This is a genomic window from Pseudomonas mandelii (assembly GCF_002251635.1).
Lineage (GTDB): Bacteria > Pseudomonadota > Gammaproteobacteria > Pseudomonadales > Pseudomonadaceae > Aquipseudomonas > Aquipseudomonas mandelii_B.
Genome location: NZ_NMOJ01000026.1, coordinates 1 through 18,560, shown reverse-complemented (window position 1 = coordinate 18,560; position 18,560 = coordinate 1). Strand labels below are relative to the sequence as shown.

The following is an 18,560-nucleotide window of genomic DNA, read 5'->3' as shown; positions in this document are numbered from 1 at the left end:
CCCAAACCCCCGCAAGGCATCAAAGTGCTGGCCCACNCACNACGNTCCTATCCCCAACCCCCACCGTTACATCCCTTCTGTGAGCGACTGCTATCGGCCCAGAGTGTGTAAAAACGCTTCGTCAAAATTGAAGTTTGCGCGTCTATGCGAAATCTGAGAATTATCGGCTGCTCAGGCCGATCTGGATTTTGCGTAGAAACGCGATTTTCAGTCCAACACTGGGCTCCAATTGCACTGAAAAACGTTTTTACACAGCCTCGGCCAGAAGCTGCCGTTCACAGCGGGCAGTTCGTAACCAAAAGCACTCATTCGAAAAACATATGGCAGTACGACCATCCAGTGCATCGTCTACACTTGTGCAAATTTAGAACAACAAGGACGTCGACAATTGCAAACTATGAAGCCGGCTATCGTTTACCTCGACAGTTGCGATTACTCCGCGCTGAGCAAACCTCAACTCACTGAGACTGAAGCGCAGCAGCTGGCAACCCTTCGAGAGCTTAAGCTCAGTAGGACGGTTCTTTTCGTATACTCCGGTGCGCACATCTCAGAGATGTCTCCTCTCGATCAGAAGTACGCCACTGCCGCAGTAGAACGCACTAGTTTGATGGTGGAGCTTTGCGGACGTAATACATTGATTTCCTTTGACAGACTAATCAAGGCTGAGCTTTCTCGTTTGGTCACGCGAAGCTCCCAATCCGTGACCGTCCTTGATAGGAATGGCGAATGGTTTCCAGATTTGGGATCACTCATGAACCCCATCGATGAGATTGACGTCGCAGGAAAATTACGGCAGGAAATGGAAAAGCATGCACTCAATCGGAAAGCGCGGAGGATGGTCAAAGCAACTACAACCAACAATAGCGGCAGACTTCGTAGCGATGTTGAAAAACGCTTTGGCCAGGCAGATTACAGCGAGTTGATCGATAGGGTACCGATGCGACCTCGTGACTTTACGGTGCTCAAGAATTATGTCTTGGGCCGAGCGTCACGGGGAGAAGCCAATAGAGCTTTTCTAGAAAGCTTGCGGGATCCCGACTACATGGCTCAATGGTTTATCCACAATCATCACCAGTTGGGCCCTATCGTGGATTGGGTAAGACGTCCAGCCCGCCAACTTCTAGAAAGCTGCGAAAAAACTATAACGGAACTGCGAACACACTTGGCCAATTTGCCAGAAAGTGATCGTCCTGCAGCTATTAGGAGCGTAAACGGCGCAAGCTGGGAAAAATTGAAGCAGCAAGGGATGATCGATATAGTAAATCGCTTGCTCACGCAAGTATTCCCCGGGACGTTGGCATGCGATAACGCGCAGGATATCGAAGATTTTTGCCCTGGAGTTCACGTTTGCATCAACACACTTTACAACTCGCTTCAGAACTCCTTTACAGAAAGCCCACGGGTCATGAAAGCTAGCGATTTCGTGGATATAATTCATGCTCTCTACGTTCCTTACGTCTCATATTTCAGAGCTGACAGATACATGTGCAGTGTCGTGCAGCCGCTGATCCCCAAGCGATTTGGGACGCAGGTGGTGGCCTCTCCAGGGAAACTACTTATGGCACTTGGAATTCAAGAGGGTTAAAGAATCACGCCACTATGCCGCATCACGGACGGTAAATCGGTTTTCTCTACTCCAAATGTCTGCCTCTGGCTGGATACTTAATTTCACGAAATGTTGCTCAGATCAAATGATGGCATAAGCGAACCAAACCTCAGTCTCACTGGAATATAATTGGTATAGGATTATTAATTCGATTAGGGGGGAAAATGAATTTTCTAAGTGCTTATGGCAAGGAAATCGTTTCGCTTATCGTGCCATTGCTAACTTGGCTTCTCAATTCGGGACTCAAGGCGAAAGCAAAGCTGGTGTGGACTAGTCCTCACTCATTCCACTTTTTAGTCCAAGAGCCTCTTAAGGATCCCGACGGCCAGATTCTTAGTACAACCCAGCGTGTATGCACTGCGTCAATCAGGGTAATTAATTCTGGAAGAGAGACCGCTAACAAAATTGAGTTAGTGTTCAACTGGAAGCCCCAATACATAAATATCTGGCCTGTCCGACATTACGAGCATAAAACGGACCAGGACTCTCGCCACATTTTGATTTTCGATAACCTATCCCCCAAGGAGGAAATTGGTATTGAGATAATGTGCATCAACGCAGACTTACCGGCCCTCCTTGTGGTCCGGTGTGCAGAATGTACCGCTCAGAACGTTAGGCTTTCTTGGTTTCGATATACTTCCCCCCTGAAAATCAACATCGCGCGAATGTTGATGTTTTTGGGTGCCAGTACCTTCCTTTATTGGGTGATCGTACTGGTTCAATTTCTGGTCCTTCGAACACCGAACTGATCAGAAGGTAAGCCGACTGTTCGAATTGAAAACACAAGACGGCCAATGATCTATAATGCCTGCTTTTATTCGTAACCCGCCTTCTCCGAAGGGCAGCTAAGGGTTGTGGATTCAACCGGTCGCGACAGGCAGAAAACGGCCAGAAGCGGACGTCCAGCCCACCACTTTTCTTCAGGCAAAAGCTGCCGACAGGAAGGCAATCTTGAAAAGGATTTAAACTCGCCTGGCGATTTCCCAGCCGTCAACATACGGAAATAGATTCGTGCAGATTCATATTATCTACACCCGAACAGTCATGTTGCTCTCCAAGCATCCTTACCAATCATGGAGAGAAATTCAAAATCAGTACCCTGACTACATGACTTCGCTCGGCCCTTGGGAAGAAGATACGGTCATCCAATACCTTGCAGATGAATACCCAGAGCTTTCCCCGCATCCGCAAGAGCAAGTCAATGCGTTCATAGCAGATACTCAAGAGGCAAGATTGCTTACTTTTGCCGCGTAAATCGTCTTATCGACCATTCTCAGAAGCTCGCCCTCGACGTCCGCTTTGGGTCGATGACTGCCCTTCGCGACGGGTAGAAATCGGCCAAGAGCGGACTGCCTGCCCTATTAATAAATCTGAGAATCATCTGGCCGGCCTCGTAAATCAGGATCCCGCCAGCCCAGGCGTTACTGCCCAATAGGGTCAAAACAAGGATCAATGGAGCAATATTCAGTCGGCGAGCGTGGCTGCTTCGATACATAGCGCACCCTCTGAGATTCATCAGGCAAACCAATCAAACCCATTGCCAGAGTGCCAAGCGCATAAGCGCTACGGTTCCGCGATGGTGAACCAGAAATCGAACTTGTCGAAATGGGTCAGCATGTCTTTAAACTTGTCCTTGTCGCCTTCGATTTTCACTTCGCCACTGTCCGATAAGTTGCCCAGTTTCAGTTTGCCCAAGGCGATGTCATCGAGGGTGGTCCGGTTAAGAGTGACCGTGCCGTCGGTCTTATCCAATGGCTTGCCTTTTTTGTAGTTCATGACGCCGTTTTTTACAGTCAACACGTACGTGGCGTTGGTGTCCGGGAAGTTGAGGTTGAACGTATAGGACTTCTCGCCGACTTTCGGGCCATTCAAGTGAATGGCAAGGAAGTCGAGAAACATTTCAGTGGTCATGCCGCGAATGATGTCAGGTGAACTGGTGTTGGGCGTGACCATTTTCTTGACGCCCCCACGCAGTTCTTGGGCGCCGGACAGATAGAAGTTTCGCGCAGGCCCCGATTCAGCCTGGTAACCCATCTGTTCCAGGGCGTCAGCCTCGACAGAACGAGCAGCCTGGTTCTTCGGATCGGCGAACACCACCTTGTTGGCGACAGTCGCCGCCCAGCGGTAGTCGCCCTGGGCATAGGCATCCTGAGCGGTTTTGACCATCTTGTCGGCACCCACCATTTCGACGTACTTCTTAGCCTCATCGGTTGGTGGTAATGGATCGAAGTTGGCCGGGTTACCGTCCCAGAAGCCCAGGTAGAGTTGATAGGTCGCGCGCACGTTATGTTTGAGATTGCCGTAGTAGCCGCGGTTATAGAACTCTTTCGCCAGGCTGTCAGGCAGGACGAACGCCTCGGCGATCTCGTTCATGGTCATGCCCTGGTTGGCCATGCGCAGCGTCTGATCGTTAATGTACTTGTAGAGGTCGCGCTGTTTCTCCAGATGCTGCACAACGCGATCATTACCCCACTGCGGCCAATGGTGGCTACCGAACGACACCACGGCATCCGCCCCCCACAGATCAATGGTTTGCCCCAGGGCACTCGCCCACTTTTGCGCGCTGCGAACTTTTGCACCACGCAGGGTCAGAATGTTGTGCAAGGTGTGGTTGCCATCCTCGGCCAAGTCAATGGCTTTGAATTGCGGGAAGTAGAACAGCATTTCAGCCGGAGCTTCTGTGCCGGGCGCCATTTGGAACACCACCTCGATCCCGTCGACGGTGAGTGTTTCTCCGGTTTTCTCGATCAGTTTGTTCGGTTCGAGCAGGGTGATGGTGCCTGCTGCTGTGGTTATACCCAAGCCACCACTGACCGTACCTTTGGGGTCCTTTGGCAACAGATTGCCGTACATGTAAGAAGCGCGACGGCTCATCGCGGTGCCGGCAAACACATTTTCACTGACCGCTTCTTCCATAAAGCCTTCAGGGGCGATCAGCGGCACTTTGCCGGACTTCACATCGGCGTCGTCGACCATCGCGCGCACGCCAGCGAAGTGGTCAACATGCGAGTGAGTAAATATCACGGCAGACACTGGTAGTTTTTCAACTTTGTCATTGACCAGCCCCAGCGCCGCTTTGGCTGTTTCCGCCGAAGTCAGTGGATCAATGACGATCCAGCCAGTCTTGCCACGGATGAAGGTGATGTTGGCCAGATCGATATTGCGTACCTGGTAGATGCCATCCACCACTTTGAACAACCCTCGAATCGTCAGCAACTGCGATTGCCGCCACAGACTCGGGTTGACGGTGGCCGGTGTCGGGCCTTCTTGCTTGAGAAAGTCGTACTGAGACAAGTCGATAACGGTATTGCCCGCATCGCCCTTGATCACAGGACTGGGTAAATCGGCAACGAAGCCGTGGTTCGCATCGTCGAAGTCTTGTTTATTGGCAAAGGGCAAATAGCTGAGCAAAGCATCGTTGGCTTTTCGAGTTGCATCGGTGGCGTCGTTAGGTGCGGCCTGCACCGCGCCGATTACCACGCAACTCGATAACACCGCGAGTACTATTTGTCTGGGAAGCAGAGCTAGCATGTCGTGTCTCCTCATGTTTGCAAGCACACTCCCGAAACAGCTTCTGACGTCGGGAATAATTTCGTACAAAGAAATGAAAAACGCAGGTCATAACAGGGTGGCTGCATGGCGCATTGGGGGCTGTGCGACGGTGCTCCACTGACTCGATACTCTAGCTCCGCACCCTGGTCCGCATTTATTGTGTTTACCCTTGGAGTATTACGACGCCAAGGCCTGCAGAGTTGCTAGCAGAGCACCTGTAACAGCAATCAAACGCCCATAGTCAGTTGTCTCGGCTTTCCTAAGCACTCGATGACTGCTTTTGGCCGACAGCTGACATCGTCCATACTCACTCTTCGAAATGGGGGCGCGTTGGCGTCAGCTCCCTAGCTTAGAATTCGCCAAGCCCCAGCCCACACCCGAGACGGACCCTCAATGCAAACCCCAACCACCCAACACGCCCTCTGGAAAACCTACCTCCTTTTCCTCGCCCCCATGGTCCTCTCCAATTTCCTCCAATCCATGTCGGGCACCATCAACAGCATCTACATCGGCCAAATGCTCGGCACCCAAGCCCTGGCGGCCGTTTCGGGCATGTTCCCCATCGTCTTCTTCTTCATCGCCTTGGTCATCGGCCTGGGCGCGGGTGCCGGCGTTCTCATCGGCCAAGCCTGGGGCGCACGCGAGCCGCACCTGGTGAAAACCATCGCCGGCACCACGCTGCTCTTGGGCGCAATGATCGGTCTGGTAGCGGCGATATTGGGCAGCGTCTTCGCAAGGCCAGCGTTGCAGGGGTTGGGAACCCCGGCCGATGTGCTCGACGACGCCGTGTCTTACGCCCACGTGATGATGTGGATCATGCCGTCGCTGCTGGTCTACGTGCTGTTCACTCAGCTGTTGCGCGGGGTGAGCGATACGGTGTCGCCGTTAATTGCGTTGGTGGTGTCGACGTGCATCGGGTTGGCGCTGACGCCGACGTTGATTCGGGGGTGGTTCGGGTTGCCGATGATGGGGATTCAGAGTGCGGCGTATGCCGGGCTGGCGGGGAATTTGTCGGCGATGGGGTGGTTGGCGTGGCGCTTGATTCGCAAGGGGCATCCGTTGGCGCCGGATCGGGAGATGTTTGCGGCGATGCGCCTGGACCTGGTGATTCTCGGCAAGGTGTTGCGCATCGGTTTGCCGACCGGGTTGCAGATGGTGGTGTTGTCGGTGTCGGAGTTGGTGATTCTGGCGCTGGTGAATCAGCACGGTTCGCAGGCGACGGCGGCGTATGGGGCGGTAACGCAGATCGTCAACTATGTGCAATTCCCGGCGTTGTCGATTGCGATTACCGCATCGATCCTCGGCGCACAGGCGATCGGGGCAGGGCGGCTTGAGCGCATGGGGCCGATTTTGCGCACGGGGCTGTTGATCAATGTGTGCCTGACCGGCGGCCTGGTGGTGTTGGGTTATTTGCTGTCGCACTGGTTGCTGGGGTTGTTTCTCACCGAGGATTCGACCCGGGCGATGGCGGAGCATCTGTTGCACATCATGCTCTGGAGCCTGTTGGTGTTTGGCTTCCAGGCGATTGTCGGCGGCATCATGCGCGCCAGTGGTTCGGTGCTGGTGCCGATGGCGATTTCGATTTTCTGCGTGGTCGGCGTGCAGCTGCCGGTGGCGTATGTGCTGGACGGGCAGTTTGGGTTGCAGGGTGTGTGGATGGCCTTTCCCGTGGCGTACCTGGGCATGCTGGTGTTGCAGACGGCGTATTACAAAAGGGTCTGGAAGCATCAGGCGATTGAGCGGTTGGTGTAGCGCCGTGCCATAAAAAATGGGCTGCCGTGCAAACGGCGGCCCATTTTTTTGGATGGTGCGCGGTCGTTGCTTATTCCTCGAGGATTTCCGGCGATACCACCCACACGCTGCAGGGCATTTTGTACAGCAGGTGTTCCACCGTGCTGCCGATCAGCCGGCCGATGCCGTGGTGGCCAACCCGGCCCATGACGATCACGTCGACGTTGTAGGCATCGGCGTAACTGGCCAGGACTTTGGCCGGGTTGCCCATCACCATGTGCCGCTGTTCCGGCGGGATACCGTTGCGTTCGGCCAGCGCGTTGAAGGTTTCGCCCTGCGCGTCGAACAGGGTTTTGGCGGTGGTCGAGGAGAAGAATTTGGTGGCGTCGCCGAAGCCGAATTCATCGGCGCCGATGGACGACAGGTCATAGGCGTACACCACGTCGACCTGAGCGTTGCAGGCCGTGCCCAGCTTCACCGCTTCATGCAGGATGCGGTCATTGAAGCCTTCATATTGGCCATCGCGATGGAACGGGTCGACCGCCGCGACGATCCGGCGCGGCAAGGCGTGTTGCACGTTGCTGACAAAATGCAGCGGCACCGGGCATTCGCGCAGCAGGTGGATGTCCAGCGGCGTGAACAACATCCGCGACAGCAGCGATTCGTGTTCCAGTGCCTTGATCACCAGGGCCATCGGCTGCTCTTTGAGGTGGATCAGGATTTCCTGCAACGGACGTTCGACCCAGACCACTTCCGTGGTGACGGTCACGCCGATTTTGCGCAAGGGGCGGGCCTGTTCTTCCAGCCACTGGCGATGGCGCTCGACGTACCCGAGGCGCATCTGCTCCAGGGCGTCCCGGTTGACCAGGCTGGCGGTGGCCAGGCCTTCCAGGAAGTCGAACGCGACGATGTGCAGCGCCGCGTCTTCTGCCTTGGCCAGCGCGGCGGCCCGGTCGAAGGCGGGGCTGTTTTCCATCAGGGGCGAGGCGATAAGCATGAAGCGTGATTGTTCAGTCATGACAATTCTCCCTGGGGTCTTCACTCAGACGCTGGCCTGAAATGGCCGCGAGGGTTGGCTGGAGCGTTTACCTGAGGCCCATATTGGCGGACCGCCGGGAGGGGGCGCTTGATCTTTGTCAAACATGCGCGTGCCAGCGCGGGAGCGGACGCCATGTGGTCGCCTGGGCCATACTCGAAGAGGTTGATCATGATCAACCTGGGCATGAACGGTTCGGCGCACGCTCGCGTCAACTGAATGCAGGTCCCCCCGGCCTGGCCGGATTGAGAGTCCAATGAATGAAACCCTCGGCGGCATGGCCGGCGCGGCGGCTGCGCTGGGGATCGGCATGCTCATCGGTCTTGAACGCGAACGGCACAAGGGGCGAGGGGACAGCCGTGCCTGCGCCGGTTTGCGCACGTTCGCGATTACCGCGTTGCTGGGGTATGGCGCGATGCAAGTGGGCGGTGGCCTGCTGTTGGGGATCATGGCCACCTGTGTGGCGTTGCTGGTCACCGTGGCGTACTGGCGCAGCTTGAGCGATGACCCCGGAGTGACCAGCGAAGTGGCCTTGCTCACGGTGTTGGTACTGGGCGCGTTGTGCGTCACCGCGCCGGAGCTGGCCATTGCCATCGGCGTGGTGATGGCGGGGTTGCTGGCGTATCGGCAGAAGTTGCACCACTTTGCGCGCAGTCAATTGACCGAAGCGGAACTGCGCGACGGTTTGGTTCTGCTGGTGGCTGCGTTGGTGGTGCTGCCGTTGGCGCCGGACCGCTTCATCGGCCCCTATTCGGCGATCAATCTGCGGACCATTTGCACCTTGACCGTGCTGCTGATGGCAATAGGCGCGGTGGGTCATATTGCCGTCCGAACGCTCGGCAGCCGTTACGGCTATGCGCTCAGTGCCATCGCCTCCGGTTTTGCTTCCAGCACCGTGACCATCGCCGCGATGGGGCACCTGGTCAGCAAGGAGCCCGGTAACATCAAGACCCTCAGCGCGGCGGCGATATTGTCCAACCTGGCCACCTTCACGCAGGTCGGCCTGATCCTGGGGGCGGTTGACCCCGATCTGTTGCGTCACCTGTGGGGGCCGCTGTTGTGCGGGCTCGCCGCCACTGCGCTCTATGGCCTGAGCCTGATGTTTCACAAGCCGGCGACCGGCGCCAGCCAGCCGATCAAGGTCGGTGGGGCCTTCAACCTCAAGCTGGCCGTGGTCGTCACGTTGACCTTGACCTGTATTACGTTCCTGTCGTCGATGATGCTCAGCTACTTCGGCGAGGTGGGGATGATGCTGACGGCCGCCTTCACCGGTTTCGCCGATGCGCATGCCTCGACGGCCTCGATTGCAGCCCTGGCCAAGTCCGGGCTGTTGCCGTTTGATGCCATTTCCGCGCCTGTGCTGCTCGCGGTCAGCAGCAATTCCCTGAGCAAATGCGTGGTGGCCTGGGTCAGCGGCGGGCGCCGGTTCGCCGTGTATGTGGTGCCCGGCCAGGTGTTGCTGACGCTGGCGATGTGGGCGGGCCTTCTGTTGCTCTGACCGCACGTCTTGCCCGGTAGCTGACAAAGATCAAGTCGCCGGAACCCGGAACGCTCACTCTGAGCGTGCTTGGCCAGGTACATGGCCCCGTCAGCCTGTTCGAGCAGGTCTTCGACACTCGCGCCATTGGCAGGAAACAGGCTGATCCCGACGCTGATGGCCGTGTTGACGCGGTGCGCATCGATCATGAACGGCTCACCGATCGCGGCGATCAGCTTGTTGGCCAGGGCTTCAAGCTGGTCGGCTTGTTCCATGCACGTGATCAGGATTGCGAACTCGTCGCCACTCAAGCGTGCGACCACGTCAGACCTGCGCACGGACTGGCCCAGGCGCTCGGCGACGGCCACCAGCAGCTTGTCGCCACAGGCGTGTCCCAACGTGTCGTTGACCGATTTGAAGTGGTCCAGGTCGATAAACATCAACGCCAGTGGCTGCTGGTGTTTGGTGGCATGGTTGATCGCCTGATTGAGCAGGTTCAGAAACAGACTGCGGTTGGGCAATCCAGTCAGGGCGTCATGGAACGCCAGTTGCTGCATGTTGGCGCGTTCTTCATCCGTGACCTTGAAATTGTGCAGGATGGCGATGAAATGCGTCACCACGCCATGAGGGTCGAGCACGGGGGTGATGATCTGATTGACCGTGCAGCTGGCGCCGTCCTTGCGTCGCTCGACCATTTCGCCCTGCCAGGGCAGGCCCGCCAGAATCGTCAGCCACAGGTCACGGTAGAAGGTGGAACTTTGTCGACCCGAAGACAGCAGGTGCGGGGTTTTCCCCACCAGTTCCGGCTTGGAATAGCCGCTCAAGCGGCAGAACGCATTATTGATCCAGACGATGCATCCCGTGCGCTCGGTGATCAACACCGGGTTAGTCGCAGCGTCCCATGCTCTTGCCAACACCTGCTGGTCATATTCGATCATTGCCCCCTCCCATGTAGCCCTGGACGCATCAGGCCTTGATTCAGGCTAAGAGGAAGGGACCGGGAATCTGTTGATCAAAATCAACTTTTCTTCTGTTGCTCTGACCGCACGTCTTGCCCGGTAGCTGACAAAGATCAAGTCGCCGGAACCCGGAACGCTCACTCTGAGCGTCTGTTCACTCCCATCCCGATGGCCACGTGCCGAGGTGCCCCATGTCGCAGATTCAGCGTTTACTGTTGATCGCTCCCCCAGCCATGACCCGCACGCCGGCCTTCGACCGTGCCGCCGCGTTGGCGCTGGCCATGCAAATGCCGTTGCACATCGTCGCCTTTGATTATTTGCAGGCCCTGGCGGTGGCGGGGTTGTTTGCCCCGGAACAGATCAGCCTGGCCCGGGACGGGTATTTGCAAACCCATCGGCAATGGCTCGTCGAGCAAGCCGCGCTGATGAGCAAGCACGGCGTCGAGGTCACCAGCGAGGTGGTCTGGGTGCAGCATCCGTATGAGGAGATCCTGCATTTCGTCAACGAGATGCCCTTGGCGCTGATCATCAAGGATGCGCAGGAAGAGTCAGCCTTGAAGCGCGTATTTTTCACGCCGCTGGACTGGCAGTTGCTGCGCGATTGCCCGGTGCCGGTGCACTTGGTGACCAACGCCCTCAACCCCAAGCCGCATAACGTGCTGGCCATCATCGATGTGTTGCGCAGCGAAGACCAGGACCACGTGTTCAACGACCAGATCATCGACGCCGCTGTGAAGTTGGCCGACCAGTGTGATGCCAGGCTTGAGCTGGTCCACGTGTATGACTGGACGGCCGTATACGCCCAAGACATGGGCTATGGCGCGCTGCCATTGGCCGTCGGGATATACGAAACCCTGGGCAGTGCCCAGCACGAAGCGTTTGCGGCGATTGCCGAACGCCATGGCGTAGCGCCGGACAATCGCCACTTCATTGAAGGCGCGCCGCTGACGAGCATTTGTGATTTTGCCGCCGATCACCATACCGATGTCATCGTGATGGGAACCGTACAGCATAGAGGCCTGAAAAAACTGTTGGGAACCACTGCCGAACAGCTCTTGCATCGGGCGCCTTGCAGCGTATTGGCCATCAAACCGGGCCGGGTTTTGCAATCCTGAAGACTGGATCGCCTCGCGATGAACCGTTGGCCGGTGCATCGCGGGGCGATTTTTTACAGGTAGAGGCGGTGAATGACCTGACGGGTGTCATCGGGGTCATTGTGCGTCTCGAAACCCAGCGCTTTGGCCAGGTCGCGCATCGGCGCATTGCTGGAGGCATCCACCGAATACATCTGGCGGAAACCGTTCTTGCGTGCGGCCTTGATCAAATGCTCCATCAACAAGCTGCCCAGGCCCAAGTGCGTCCATTCATCGGCGACGGTCACGGCGCATTCACATTCATGTTCGCCCGTGGCGGCGTAGCGGCTGACGCCGATTTCGATCAGTTGGCCATTTTCGTGGACCAGCGCAATGTAGGCCGAACGCTGTTTGTTGTCGGTGTCCATCAGTTGGTCGAGCAAGGCGGTGCCGGGCTCGTTGATCTGGGCGAGGAAGCGCATGTGCCGGGACTCGGGGGATAACCGCTTGATGAAGGCGAGTTCACGCTCGCGGTCTTTTTCCGCCAGCGGCCGGATCAGAATATGACGCCCGTCCTTGAGCGCTTCGATCCAGTATTTGCCGGTGACTGCGGCGTAGGCGGCAGCGGCTCGGTCATTGTGGTCTTTGACAGTCAGCATGGTGTGTTCCTCCATCCGGTTTGAAAGGTGGGCGGCACGATGGCGAGCCGTTCGGTGACTTCCTTTCTACGCCGTTGGCGGCGCTGGAATCTGATCTGGATCAGAGAGTCGCGACGGCAGGCGTTGATTGGCTCATGTTTGATGTAAATCAAGCGAGAGGAGGGGGCGAGGAGCGCAGTCTTGGACACTTGCCGGCGTTTGATGACCGGTGTCGAGCCGAGGTGTGTGATGGGCCAATATCAACGTTTGTTGCTGATCGCCGACCAAACCCTGCATCAGTCCCCCGCCATGTTGCGCGCCGTCGCGCTGGCCAGGGCGAGCGGGGCCGAACTGGCGGTGCGGGCCTTTGTCGAGCCGGCGCCGGTGGTGCATGTGTGGGAAGACAAAATCGACGACGCACGCTATCAGGGTTATTTGCGCCGCTACCGTCGCTGGGCCGCCGATGAAGTCGAACGGCTCAACGAGATGGGGCTCGACGCAACGGTCGAGGTGGTGTTCACCACCCATCCGCTGCTGGATATTCTGCGAACGGTCGAAGACTTCAAGCCGGATCTGCTGATCAAGGACGTCACCCTCGAACCGTTGCTCAAACGGGTATTCATCACACCGCTCGATTGCCACTTGCTGCGCGAGTGCCCGGTCCCCGTGCATCTGGTCAACCAGACGCGTTACGGCCTGCCGCACCGGGTCGTGGCGGCGGTGGACCCGTTCGACCCTTCAACGCAAATCAACGGCTTGAATGACACCATCATCCAGACCGCGAACGCCCTGGCGTTGCAATGCGACGCTCCGTTGCACCTGCTTTACGCCTACGACTTGTCACCGGCGTTCAACGGCGACGCGCCGCTGGCTGGCGGTGGCTGGGGCGTGGACTTCATCGAGGAGCTGCGCCAATCCTTGCACCAGGCCTTTGTCACCCTGGCGGACCGCTACGGTGTACCGCCAGAGCGGCGGCATTTCGTGATGGGCCTGCCCGTGCCGGTGATCAGTGAATTCGTCGAGCACTACCTGGCGGATGTGGTGGTGATGGGCACGGAGCACCGGGTGGGGATCGACCGGTTGATCGGCAGTAACACCGAGCGGGCGCTGTACTCGGTGCCGGGCAGCATTCTGGCCGTCAGGTCGAACGTCAGGGGGTGAGCACGATGGCGCCTTTGAACTGCCCGGCCCGCAAACACGCGAGCGCCTGGTTGGCGTCTTCCAGGGCAAAACGGGTGACGTCGCAATGCACCGGCGTGTGTTGCAGTTCTTCGAAAAACGCGGTGCCGTCTTCACGGGTCAGGTTGGCCACCGAACGGACGCTGCGTTCACCCCACAGCAGTCGATAGGGGAAGGCGGGGATGTCGCTCATGTGGATGCCGGCGCAAATCACGCAGCCACCCTTGACGGTGACGGCCAGCGCCTGCGGCACCAGCGCGCCGACGGGGGCGAAGATCAGGCTGGCATCGAGCAGGTGCGGCGGAGGCTGGTCCGAAGGGCCGGCCCATTCCGCGCCCAGTGATCGGGCATAGGCCTGGCCTTCGCTGTCCTCAGGTCGAGTGAAGGCCGATACCCGTTGACCCCGGCCCCGCGCCACCTGAATCGCCAGATGCGCGGCGGCCCCGAAGCCATAAAGGCCCAGGTGCCGAGCGCCCTTGGCCATTTGCAGCGCCCGGAAACCGATCAGCCCCGCACACAGCAGCGGCGCGGCCTGGAGGTCCGAGAGCACCTCGGGAATGGGGAAACAGAAACGCTGGTCGGCCACGGTGTACTCGGCATAACCGCCGTCCAGGTGACAACCGGTGAACTGCGCGTGGTCGCAAAGGTTTTCCCGGCCCGAGGTACAAAACGCGCATTGACCGCAGGTCCAGCCCAGCCACGGAACGCCGACCCGCCGGCCAATCCAGTCGGGCGTAACTTCGCTGCCCACCGCCGTGACCTCGCCGACGATTTCATGGCCGGGCACCCGTGGCAGCACGGCTTGCGGCAACTCGCCGTCCACCAGGTGCAGGTCGGTGCGGCACACGCCGCAGGCGAGCACCTTAAGCAGCAGTTGGTGTGGGCCGGGTATTGGGATGGCGCGTTCTTGCAATTGCAACGGCTGGCCGGGCATAGACAGAACCATGGCGCGCATGACGAAGCTCCAGGCGGGCGAAATCAGCGAGGTTGGCGATGACAGCCGGCGACCATTTGCTTGAGTCCTTCCATGTCTTGGATCTTGACGTCGCGGCCGGCGATTTCCACCAGCCCCTGGTCCCGCAGGTGCGCAATGCCCCGGCAGATGGTTTCCAGGCGTAGCCCAAGATAGGAACCGATTTCATCGCGACGCATTTTCAGCACGAACTCTTTGGATGAATAGCCACGGATGCTGAACCGTTGGGACAGGTTCAGCAGAAACGCCGCCAGGCGCTCATCAGAGTTCATGTTGCCCATCAACATCAGCATGCTGTGATCACGCACGATTTCACGGCTCAGCAGCCGGTTGAGGTTGTGCTGCAACGACGGCAGGGTTTGCGCCAGTTTTTCCAGCTGCGCAAAGTGAATGGGGCAGACTTCGCTGTCCTCCAGGGCAAACGCCGTGCAAGCGTGCTCATCGGCACTGATGGCGTCCAGACCGAGCATTTCGCCGGGTATGTGAAAACCGGTGACTTGTTCACGGCCATCGACGGACACCACACAGGTCTTGAATGAGCCGATACGCACCGCGTAAAGCGAACGCAGAGGGTCGCCGGTGCGGTACAGCGCGGCGCCCTTTTTGACCTTGAAGCGTTGCACGATCAGCGTATCGAGCCGTTCAACCTCCGCTCCGGTCATGCCAATGGGAAGACACAGCTCCAACACACTGCAGCTGGAACACGCAGCCTTGAGGTAATGAACTTGCAGGGGACGAGTTTCATGCATGGGGGGCGGACGCCATCTGGGAGTGGTTTAAGCATAGTTGGTGAGCCATCGCGAGGAAGTTTCATTCAAGCGTTTGACGGGGTAATCGACAAACGGGGAAAGCCGCTCCCTGCTGTTTGATCTTCACCGCATTCCAGCGCCATTCAACTTGTGCGCAGACGGTGACACTTGATGTAAATCAAGTCCCGAGCGTTCCAGGCTCCCAGAATTGATCAAGGATTGCCGGCCGGTCGGATCTTTTACGGAGAACTTCATGAGCGATTTCCTCAGTGATGAGCAATTGGAAGGGCTGGACGCCTATTGGCGGGCCTCCAATTACCTGGCCGTCGGGCAGATTTACCTCAAGGGCAACCCGCTGCTGCACGAGCCGCTGACCCTGGCGCACATCAAGCCACGCTTGCTCGGTCACTGGGGCACAACGCCGGGGCTGAACCTGATCTATACGCACCTCAACCGGCTGATCAATCAGTACGACTTGAACATGCTGTTCGTGGCCGGCCCTGGCCATGGCGGCCCCGCCGTGGTGGCTCAGACTTACCTGGAAGGCACCTATACCGAGTGTTATCCCTCGGTGGAGCGCAATACCAACGGCCTGGTTCGCCTGTTCCGGCAGTTTTCCTGGCCTTACGGAATCTCCAGCCATGTGTCGGCGCAGATTCCCGGTTCGATCCATGAAGGCGGTGAACTCGGTTACAGCCTGGCCCACGCCTATGGCGCGGCGTTCGATAATCCCGATTTGATCGTCGCCTGCGTGATTGGCGACGGTGAAGCCGAAACCGGCACGCTGGCGGCGAGCTGGCACTCCAACAAGTTTCTCAACCCGGCGCGTGACGGTGCGGTATTGCCGATCCTGCACCTCAATGGTTACAAAATTGCGAACCCGACAGTGCTGGCCCGCATCAGCGAGGATGAGCTGTCGGCCCTGATGTATGGCTATGGCTACGCCCCGTATTTCGTTGAAGGCGATGAGCCGGCGCAGGTCCATCAGGCCCTGGCCCGGACGCTGGAGACGATGGTGCTGAAAATCCGCGAGATCCAGCGCGAAGCGCGCCAGCCTCGACCATCCGGGGCGCCAGAGCGGCCGCTTTGGCCGATGTTGGTGTTGCGTACGCCCAAAGGCTGGACCGGGCCGAAGTTCGTCGATGGCCATCGTGTCGAAGGCACCTGGCGTGCGCATCAGGTGCCCTTGGCCGATTTCCAGCAACCGACTCATCTGCGGCAACTGGAGGAATGGCTCAACAGTTACCGTCCCGATGAGCTATTTGATGCCGATGGCGCGTTGCTGCCTGACATCGCTGCGCTGGCACCGACCGGGCATCGGCGCATGAGTGCCAACCCCCACGCCAACGGCGGGGCGTTGTTGCGGCCGCTGAACCTGCCGCGATTTGCCGATTACGCGGTGAAACTCGAAGCTCCTGGCAGCTTGCGCGCCGAGGCCACGCGAGTCATGGGCACGTTTTTGCGCGATGTGATGAAAAACAACCTGGCCTCGAGCAACTTTCGCTTGTTCGGCCCGGATGAAACCGCCTCGAACCGGCTGGACGCGGTCTACGAGGTCAGCGCCAAGACGTGGATGGCGCCACTGGAGGCGGACGACAACCATTTGGCCGCCGATGGCCGGGTCATGGAAATCCTCAGCGAACAGGTGTGCGAGGGCTGGCTCGAAGGCTATTTGCTGACCGGGCGTCATGGTCTGCTGTCCTGTTACGAGGCGTTCATCCATATCGTCGATTCGATGGTCAACCAGCACGCCAAATGGCTGAAAACTGCCAGCGAAGTGCCATGGCGCAAACCCATTGCCTCGCTCAATTATTTGCTCACTTCCCATGTCTGGCGCCAGGACCATAACGGCTTCTCCCACCAGGATCCGGGCTTCATCGACCTGGTGGCGAACAAAAAATCGGACGTGGTGCGCATCTACCTGCCGCCCGACGCCAATTGCCTGTTGTCGGTGGCTGACCATTGCCTCAAGAGCTGCAATTACATCAACGTCATCGTCGCCGGCAAACAACCGGAATGGCAGTGGCTGGACATCGATGCCGCCATTTGCCATTGCCAGGCCGGCATTGGTCGCTGGGGGTGGGCCAGCCAGAACGATGACGACCCGGACGTGGTCATGGCCTGCGCCGGTGACGTGCCGACCCTGGAAACCCTGGCCGCCGTGACCCTGTTGCGCGAGTACGTGCCGGACTTGCGGGTGAGGGTGGTCAATGTGGTCGACCTGATGGTATTGCAGCCGTCCTTCCAGCATCCCCATGGGTTGTCGGACTCGGCGTTTGATGCGCTGTTCACCGTCGACAAACCGGTGATTTTCGCCTTCCACGGTTACCCGGCGCTGATCCACCGTCTGCTCTACAAACGCACCAATCATGACAATTTCCACGTCCGTGGCTTCAAGGAGGAGGGGGCGACCACCACCCCGTTCGATATGGCGGTGATCAACAATCTGGATCGATATCAATTGGCGCTGGACGTTGTCGAGCGGGTGCCGCGGCTGCGCGATCAGCTGCAAACCGCGCGGTCGCGCTACTGGTCGACGATGGAGCGGCACAAGCTCTACCTCATCGAGCACGGGCAAGACCTGCCCGAGGTGCTGAACTGGCAATGGACGCCGGCAAATCCCTGAGTCTTGCCGCGCCGGGGTGCGTGTCGAATGTCCACCTGACGGGAGTCACATCATGAGCCAGTATCAACGCTTGTTACTCATCATCAACCCGGCCCTGCGCCATTCCGCAGCGATCAAACATGCGGCGGCATTGGCCAAGGCCAGCGGCGCGAGCCTGCATATCGCCGCCTTCATTCCTTCGTTCAAATTGTTGTCGCTGCTGGAGGAAGGAGATCGGGAAATGGCTCGTCAGCGCTACTTCCAGGACCATCGCGACTGGCTCCAGGCGCAGGCCGAGACGCTGCGCGGCGAGGGCATCGATGTGACCACGGAGGTGGCCTGGGCCGAGGATATGGAGCAAGACATCCTCGATCACGTCACGGAAATGCAGCCCGATCTGTTGATCAAGCAGGTGCAGCACGAATCAGCGCTCAAACGCGTCTTTTTCACGCCACTGGATTGGTACTTGCTGCGCCACTGTCCGATGCCGGTCTATCTGGTGGGCGGGGGGGATGGCGACGGCTGGCCGCGCAAGATCGTGGCCGCGGTGGAAGTGTTCGACACCGAGTCCCCCGACAACACACTGAACGACCGAATCATCAGTCAGGCCACCAGCCTCGCCATCCAGTGCGATGCCGAATTGCATTTGCTGTACGCCTGTGACATTTCGGCGGCTTTTCTGGCGGACATGGATGGATTGACCCTGGCGGACTTGACCAAAGCGCTGCGCAAGGACCTGCAGCAAGCCTTCGAGAAACTCGCCGGCCAATACGGTGTGCCGGCGGATCGTTGCCACAGGGTGTCCGGCCATCCGGTCCAGGCATTGAGTGAATTTGCCCACGAACACGAGGTGGATGTGATCGTGATGGGCAAGGTCCAGTCCTCCGGCGTCGACAAGCTTCTGGGCAGCACCACCGAGCATATTTTGTATCAGGTGCCGTGCAACGTGCTGGCGGTCTAGACGGTATCGAGACCAGGTTGA

General features: G+C 58.4%; 13 protein-coding genes and 1 pseudogene. 8 read left to right on the top strand and 6 right to left on the bottom strand.

The features are described 5' to 3' along the window. Positions 1-397 precede the first annotated feature (397 nt). Both B7L09_RS04355 and B7L09_RS04345 read left to right on the top strand, forming a co-directional pair. Positions 398-1,585, top strand: coding sequence for a hypothetical protein (locus B7L09_RS04355; protein ID WP_231990975.1), 1,188 nt, complete (start codon positions 398-400; stop codon positions 1,583-1,585). Positions 1,586-2,617: 1,032 nt separating this feature from the next. Continuing rightward, a complete protein-coding gene (locus B7L09_RS04345) occupies positions 2,618-2,860 on the top strand; it encodes a hypothetical protein (RefSeq protein ID WP_010459294.1) in 243 nt (80 codons plus the stop codon). Positions 2,861-3,169: 309 nt separating this feature from the next. On the opposite strand, the gene B7L09_RS04335 is transcribed toward B7L09_RS04345, so the two are convergent. Beyond that, a complete protein-coding gene (locus tag B7L09_RS04335) occupies positions 3,170-5,137 on the bottom strand; it encodes an alkyl/aryl-sulfatase (protein WP_042932148.1) in 1,968 nt (655 codons plus the stop codon). A 414-nt stretch (positions 5,138-5,551) separates the two neighbouring features. On the opposite strand from B7L09_RS04335, the gene B7L09_RS04330 reads away from it, so the two are divergent. Then, positions 5,552-6,910 (top strand): MATE family efflux transporter, encoded by a 1,359-nt coding sequence (locus tag B7L09_RS04330; RefSeq protein WP_094467877.1) that lies wholly within the window; start codon positions 5,552-5,554, stop codon positions 6,908-6,910. 70 nt (positions 6,911-6,980) lie between these two features. Here the strand turns inward: B7L09_RS04330 and B7L09_RS04325 are convergent, their stop codons facing one another. Next, positions 6,981-7,907, bottom strand: a complete 927-nt coding sequence (locus B7L09_RS04325) for a universal stress protein (RefSeq protein ID WP_094467876.1) — start codon at positions 7,905-7,907, stop codon at positions 6,981-6,983. Between the two features lie 274 nt (positions 7,908-8,181). On the opposite strand from B7L09_RS04325, the gene B7L09_RS04320 reads away from it, so the two are divergent. Then, positions 8,182-9,423, top strand: a complete 1,242-nt coding sequence (locus tag B7L09_RS04320) for an MgtC/SapB family protein (protein WP_094467875.1) — start codon at positions 8,182-8,184, stop codon at positions 9,421-9,423. Positions 9,424-9,530: 107 nt separating this feature from the next. Here the strand turns inward: B7L09_RS04320 and B7L09_RS04315 are convergent. After that, a pseudogene (locus B7L09_RS04315) lies at positions 9,531-10,340 on the bottom strand (diguanylate cyclase domain-containing protein); the annotation flags it as partial. A gap of 212 nt (positions 10,341-10,552) precedes the next feature. Here B7L09_RS04315 and B7L09_RS04310 point away from each other — a divergent pair. After that, positions 10,553-11,476, top strand: a complete 924-nt coding sequence (locus B7L09_RS04310; protein WP_094467874.1) for a universal stress protein — start codon at positions 10,553-10,555, stop codon at positions 11,474-11,476. Positions 11,477-11,529: 53 nt separating this feature from the next. Here the strand turns inward: B7L09_RS04310 and B7L09_RS04305 are convergent, their stop codons facing one another. Further along, positions 11,530-12,093 carry a GNAT family N-acetyltransferase gene (locus tag B7L09_RS04305; protein ID WP_094467873.1) on the bottom strand — a complete coding sequence of 188 codons (564 nt, stop codon included), beginning with the start codon at positions 12,091-12,093 and terminating at the stop codon, positions 11,530-11,532. Between the two features lie 228 nt (positions 12,094-12,321). Here B7L09_RS04305 and B7L09_RS04300 point away from each other — a divergent pair, with 228 nt between their 5' ends. Further along, positions 12,322-13,233, top strand: coding sequence for a universal stress protein (locus B7L09_RS04300; RefSeq protein ID WP_094467872.1), 912 nt, complete (start codon positions 12,322-12,324; stop codon positions 13,231-13,233). On the opposite strand, the gene B7L09_RS04295 is transcribed toward B7L09_RS04300, so the two are convergent. Both B7L09_RS04295 and fnr read right to left on the bottom strand, forming a co-directional pair. Continuing rightward, complete coding sequence (locus tag B7L09_RS04295; RefSeq protein ID WP_094467871.1) at positions 13,223-14,206, bottom strand: zinc-dependent alcohol dehydrogenase family protein; 984 nt, start codon at positions 14,204-14,206, stop codon at positions 13,223-13,225. The genes B7L09_RS04300 and B7L09_RS04295 overlap by 11 nt on opposite strands. A 23-nt stretch (positions 14,207-14,229) precedes the next feature. Next, complete coding sequence (gene fnr, locus B7L09_RS04290; protein WP_094467870.1) at positions 14,230-14,973, bottom strand: fumarate/nitrate reduction transcriptional regulator Fnr; 744 nt, start codon at positions 14,971-14,973, stop codon at positions 14,230-14,232. 253 nt (positions 14,974-15,226) lie between these two features. Here fnr and B7L09_RS04285 point away from each other — a divergent pair, with 253 nt between their 5' ends. Both B7L09_RS04285 and B7L09_RS04280 read left to right on the top strand, forming a co-directional pair. Beyond that, positions 15,227-17,599 carry a phosphoketolase family protein gene (locus B7L09_RS04285; RefSeq protein WP_094467869.1) on the top strand — a complete coding sequence of 791 codons (2,373 nt, stop codon included), beginning with the start codon at positions 15,227-15,229 and terminating at the stop codon, positions 17,597-17,599. Positions 17,600-17,651: 52 nt separating this feature from the next. Next, positions 17,652-18,539 carry a universal stress protein gene (locus tag B7L09_RS04280; protein WP_094467868.1) on the top strand — a complete coding sequence of 296 codons (888 nt, stop codon included), beginning with the start codon at positions 17,652-17,654 and terminating at the stop codon, positions 18,537-18,539. The last annotated feature ends 21 nt before the right edge of the window (positions 18,540-18,560 follow it).

Excerpts from the sequence above, each read along its gene's own strand:
- B7L09_RS04355 (WP_231990975.1), top strand. The coding sequence starts at position 398 with ATGAAGCCGGCTATCGTTTACCTCGACAGTTGCGATTACTCCGCGCTG.
- B7L09_RS04335 (WP_042932148.1), bottom strand. The coding sequence starts at position 5,137 with ATGCTAGCTCTGCTTCCCAGACAAATAGTACTCGCGGTGTTATCGAGT.
- B7L09_RS04330 (WP_094467877.1), top strand. The coding sequence starts at position 5,552 with ATGCAAACCCCAACCACCCAACACGCCCTCTGGAAAACCTACCTCCTT.
- B7L09_RS04325 (WP_094467876.1), bottom strand. The coding sequence starts at position 7,907 with ATGACTGAACAATCACGCTTCATGCTTATCGCCTCGCCCCTGATGGAA.
- B7L09_RS04320 (WP_094467875.1), top strand. The coding sequence starts at position 8,182 with ATGAATGAAACCCTCGGCGGCATGGCCGGCGCGGCGGCTGCGCTGGGG.
- B7L09_RS04310 (WP_094467874.1), top strand. The coding sequence starts at position 10,553 with ATGTCGCAGATTCAGCGTTTACTGTTGATCGCTCCCCCAGCCATGACC.
- B7L09_RS04305 (WP_094467873.1), bottom strand. The coding sequence starts at position 12,093 with ATGCTGACTGTCAAAGACCACAATGACCGAGCCGCTGCCGCCTACGCC.
- B7L09_RS04300 (WP_094467872.1), top strand. The coding sequence starts at position 12,322 with ATGGGCCAATATCAACGTTTGTTGCTGATCGCCGACCAAACCCTGCAT.
- B7L09_RS04295 (WP_094467871.1), bottom strand. The coding sequence starts at position 14,206 with ATGCGCGCCATGGTTCTGTCTATGCCCGGCCAGCCGTTGCAATTGCAA.
- fnr (WP_094467870.1), bottom strand. The coding sequence starts at position 14,973 with ATGCATGAAACTCGTCCCCTGCAAGTTCATTACCTCAAGGCTGCGTGT.
- B7L09_RS04285 (WP_094467869.1), top strand. The coding sequence starts at position 15,227 with ATGAGCGATTTCCTCAGTGATGAGCAATTGGAAGGGCTGGACGCCTAT.
- B7L09_RS04280 (WP_094467868.1), top strand. The coding sequence starts at position 17,652 with ATGAGCCAGTATCAACGCTTGTTACTCATCATCAACCCGGCCCTGCGC.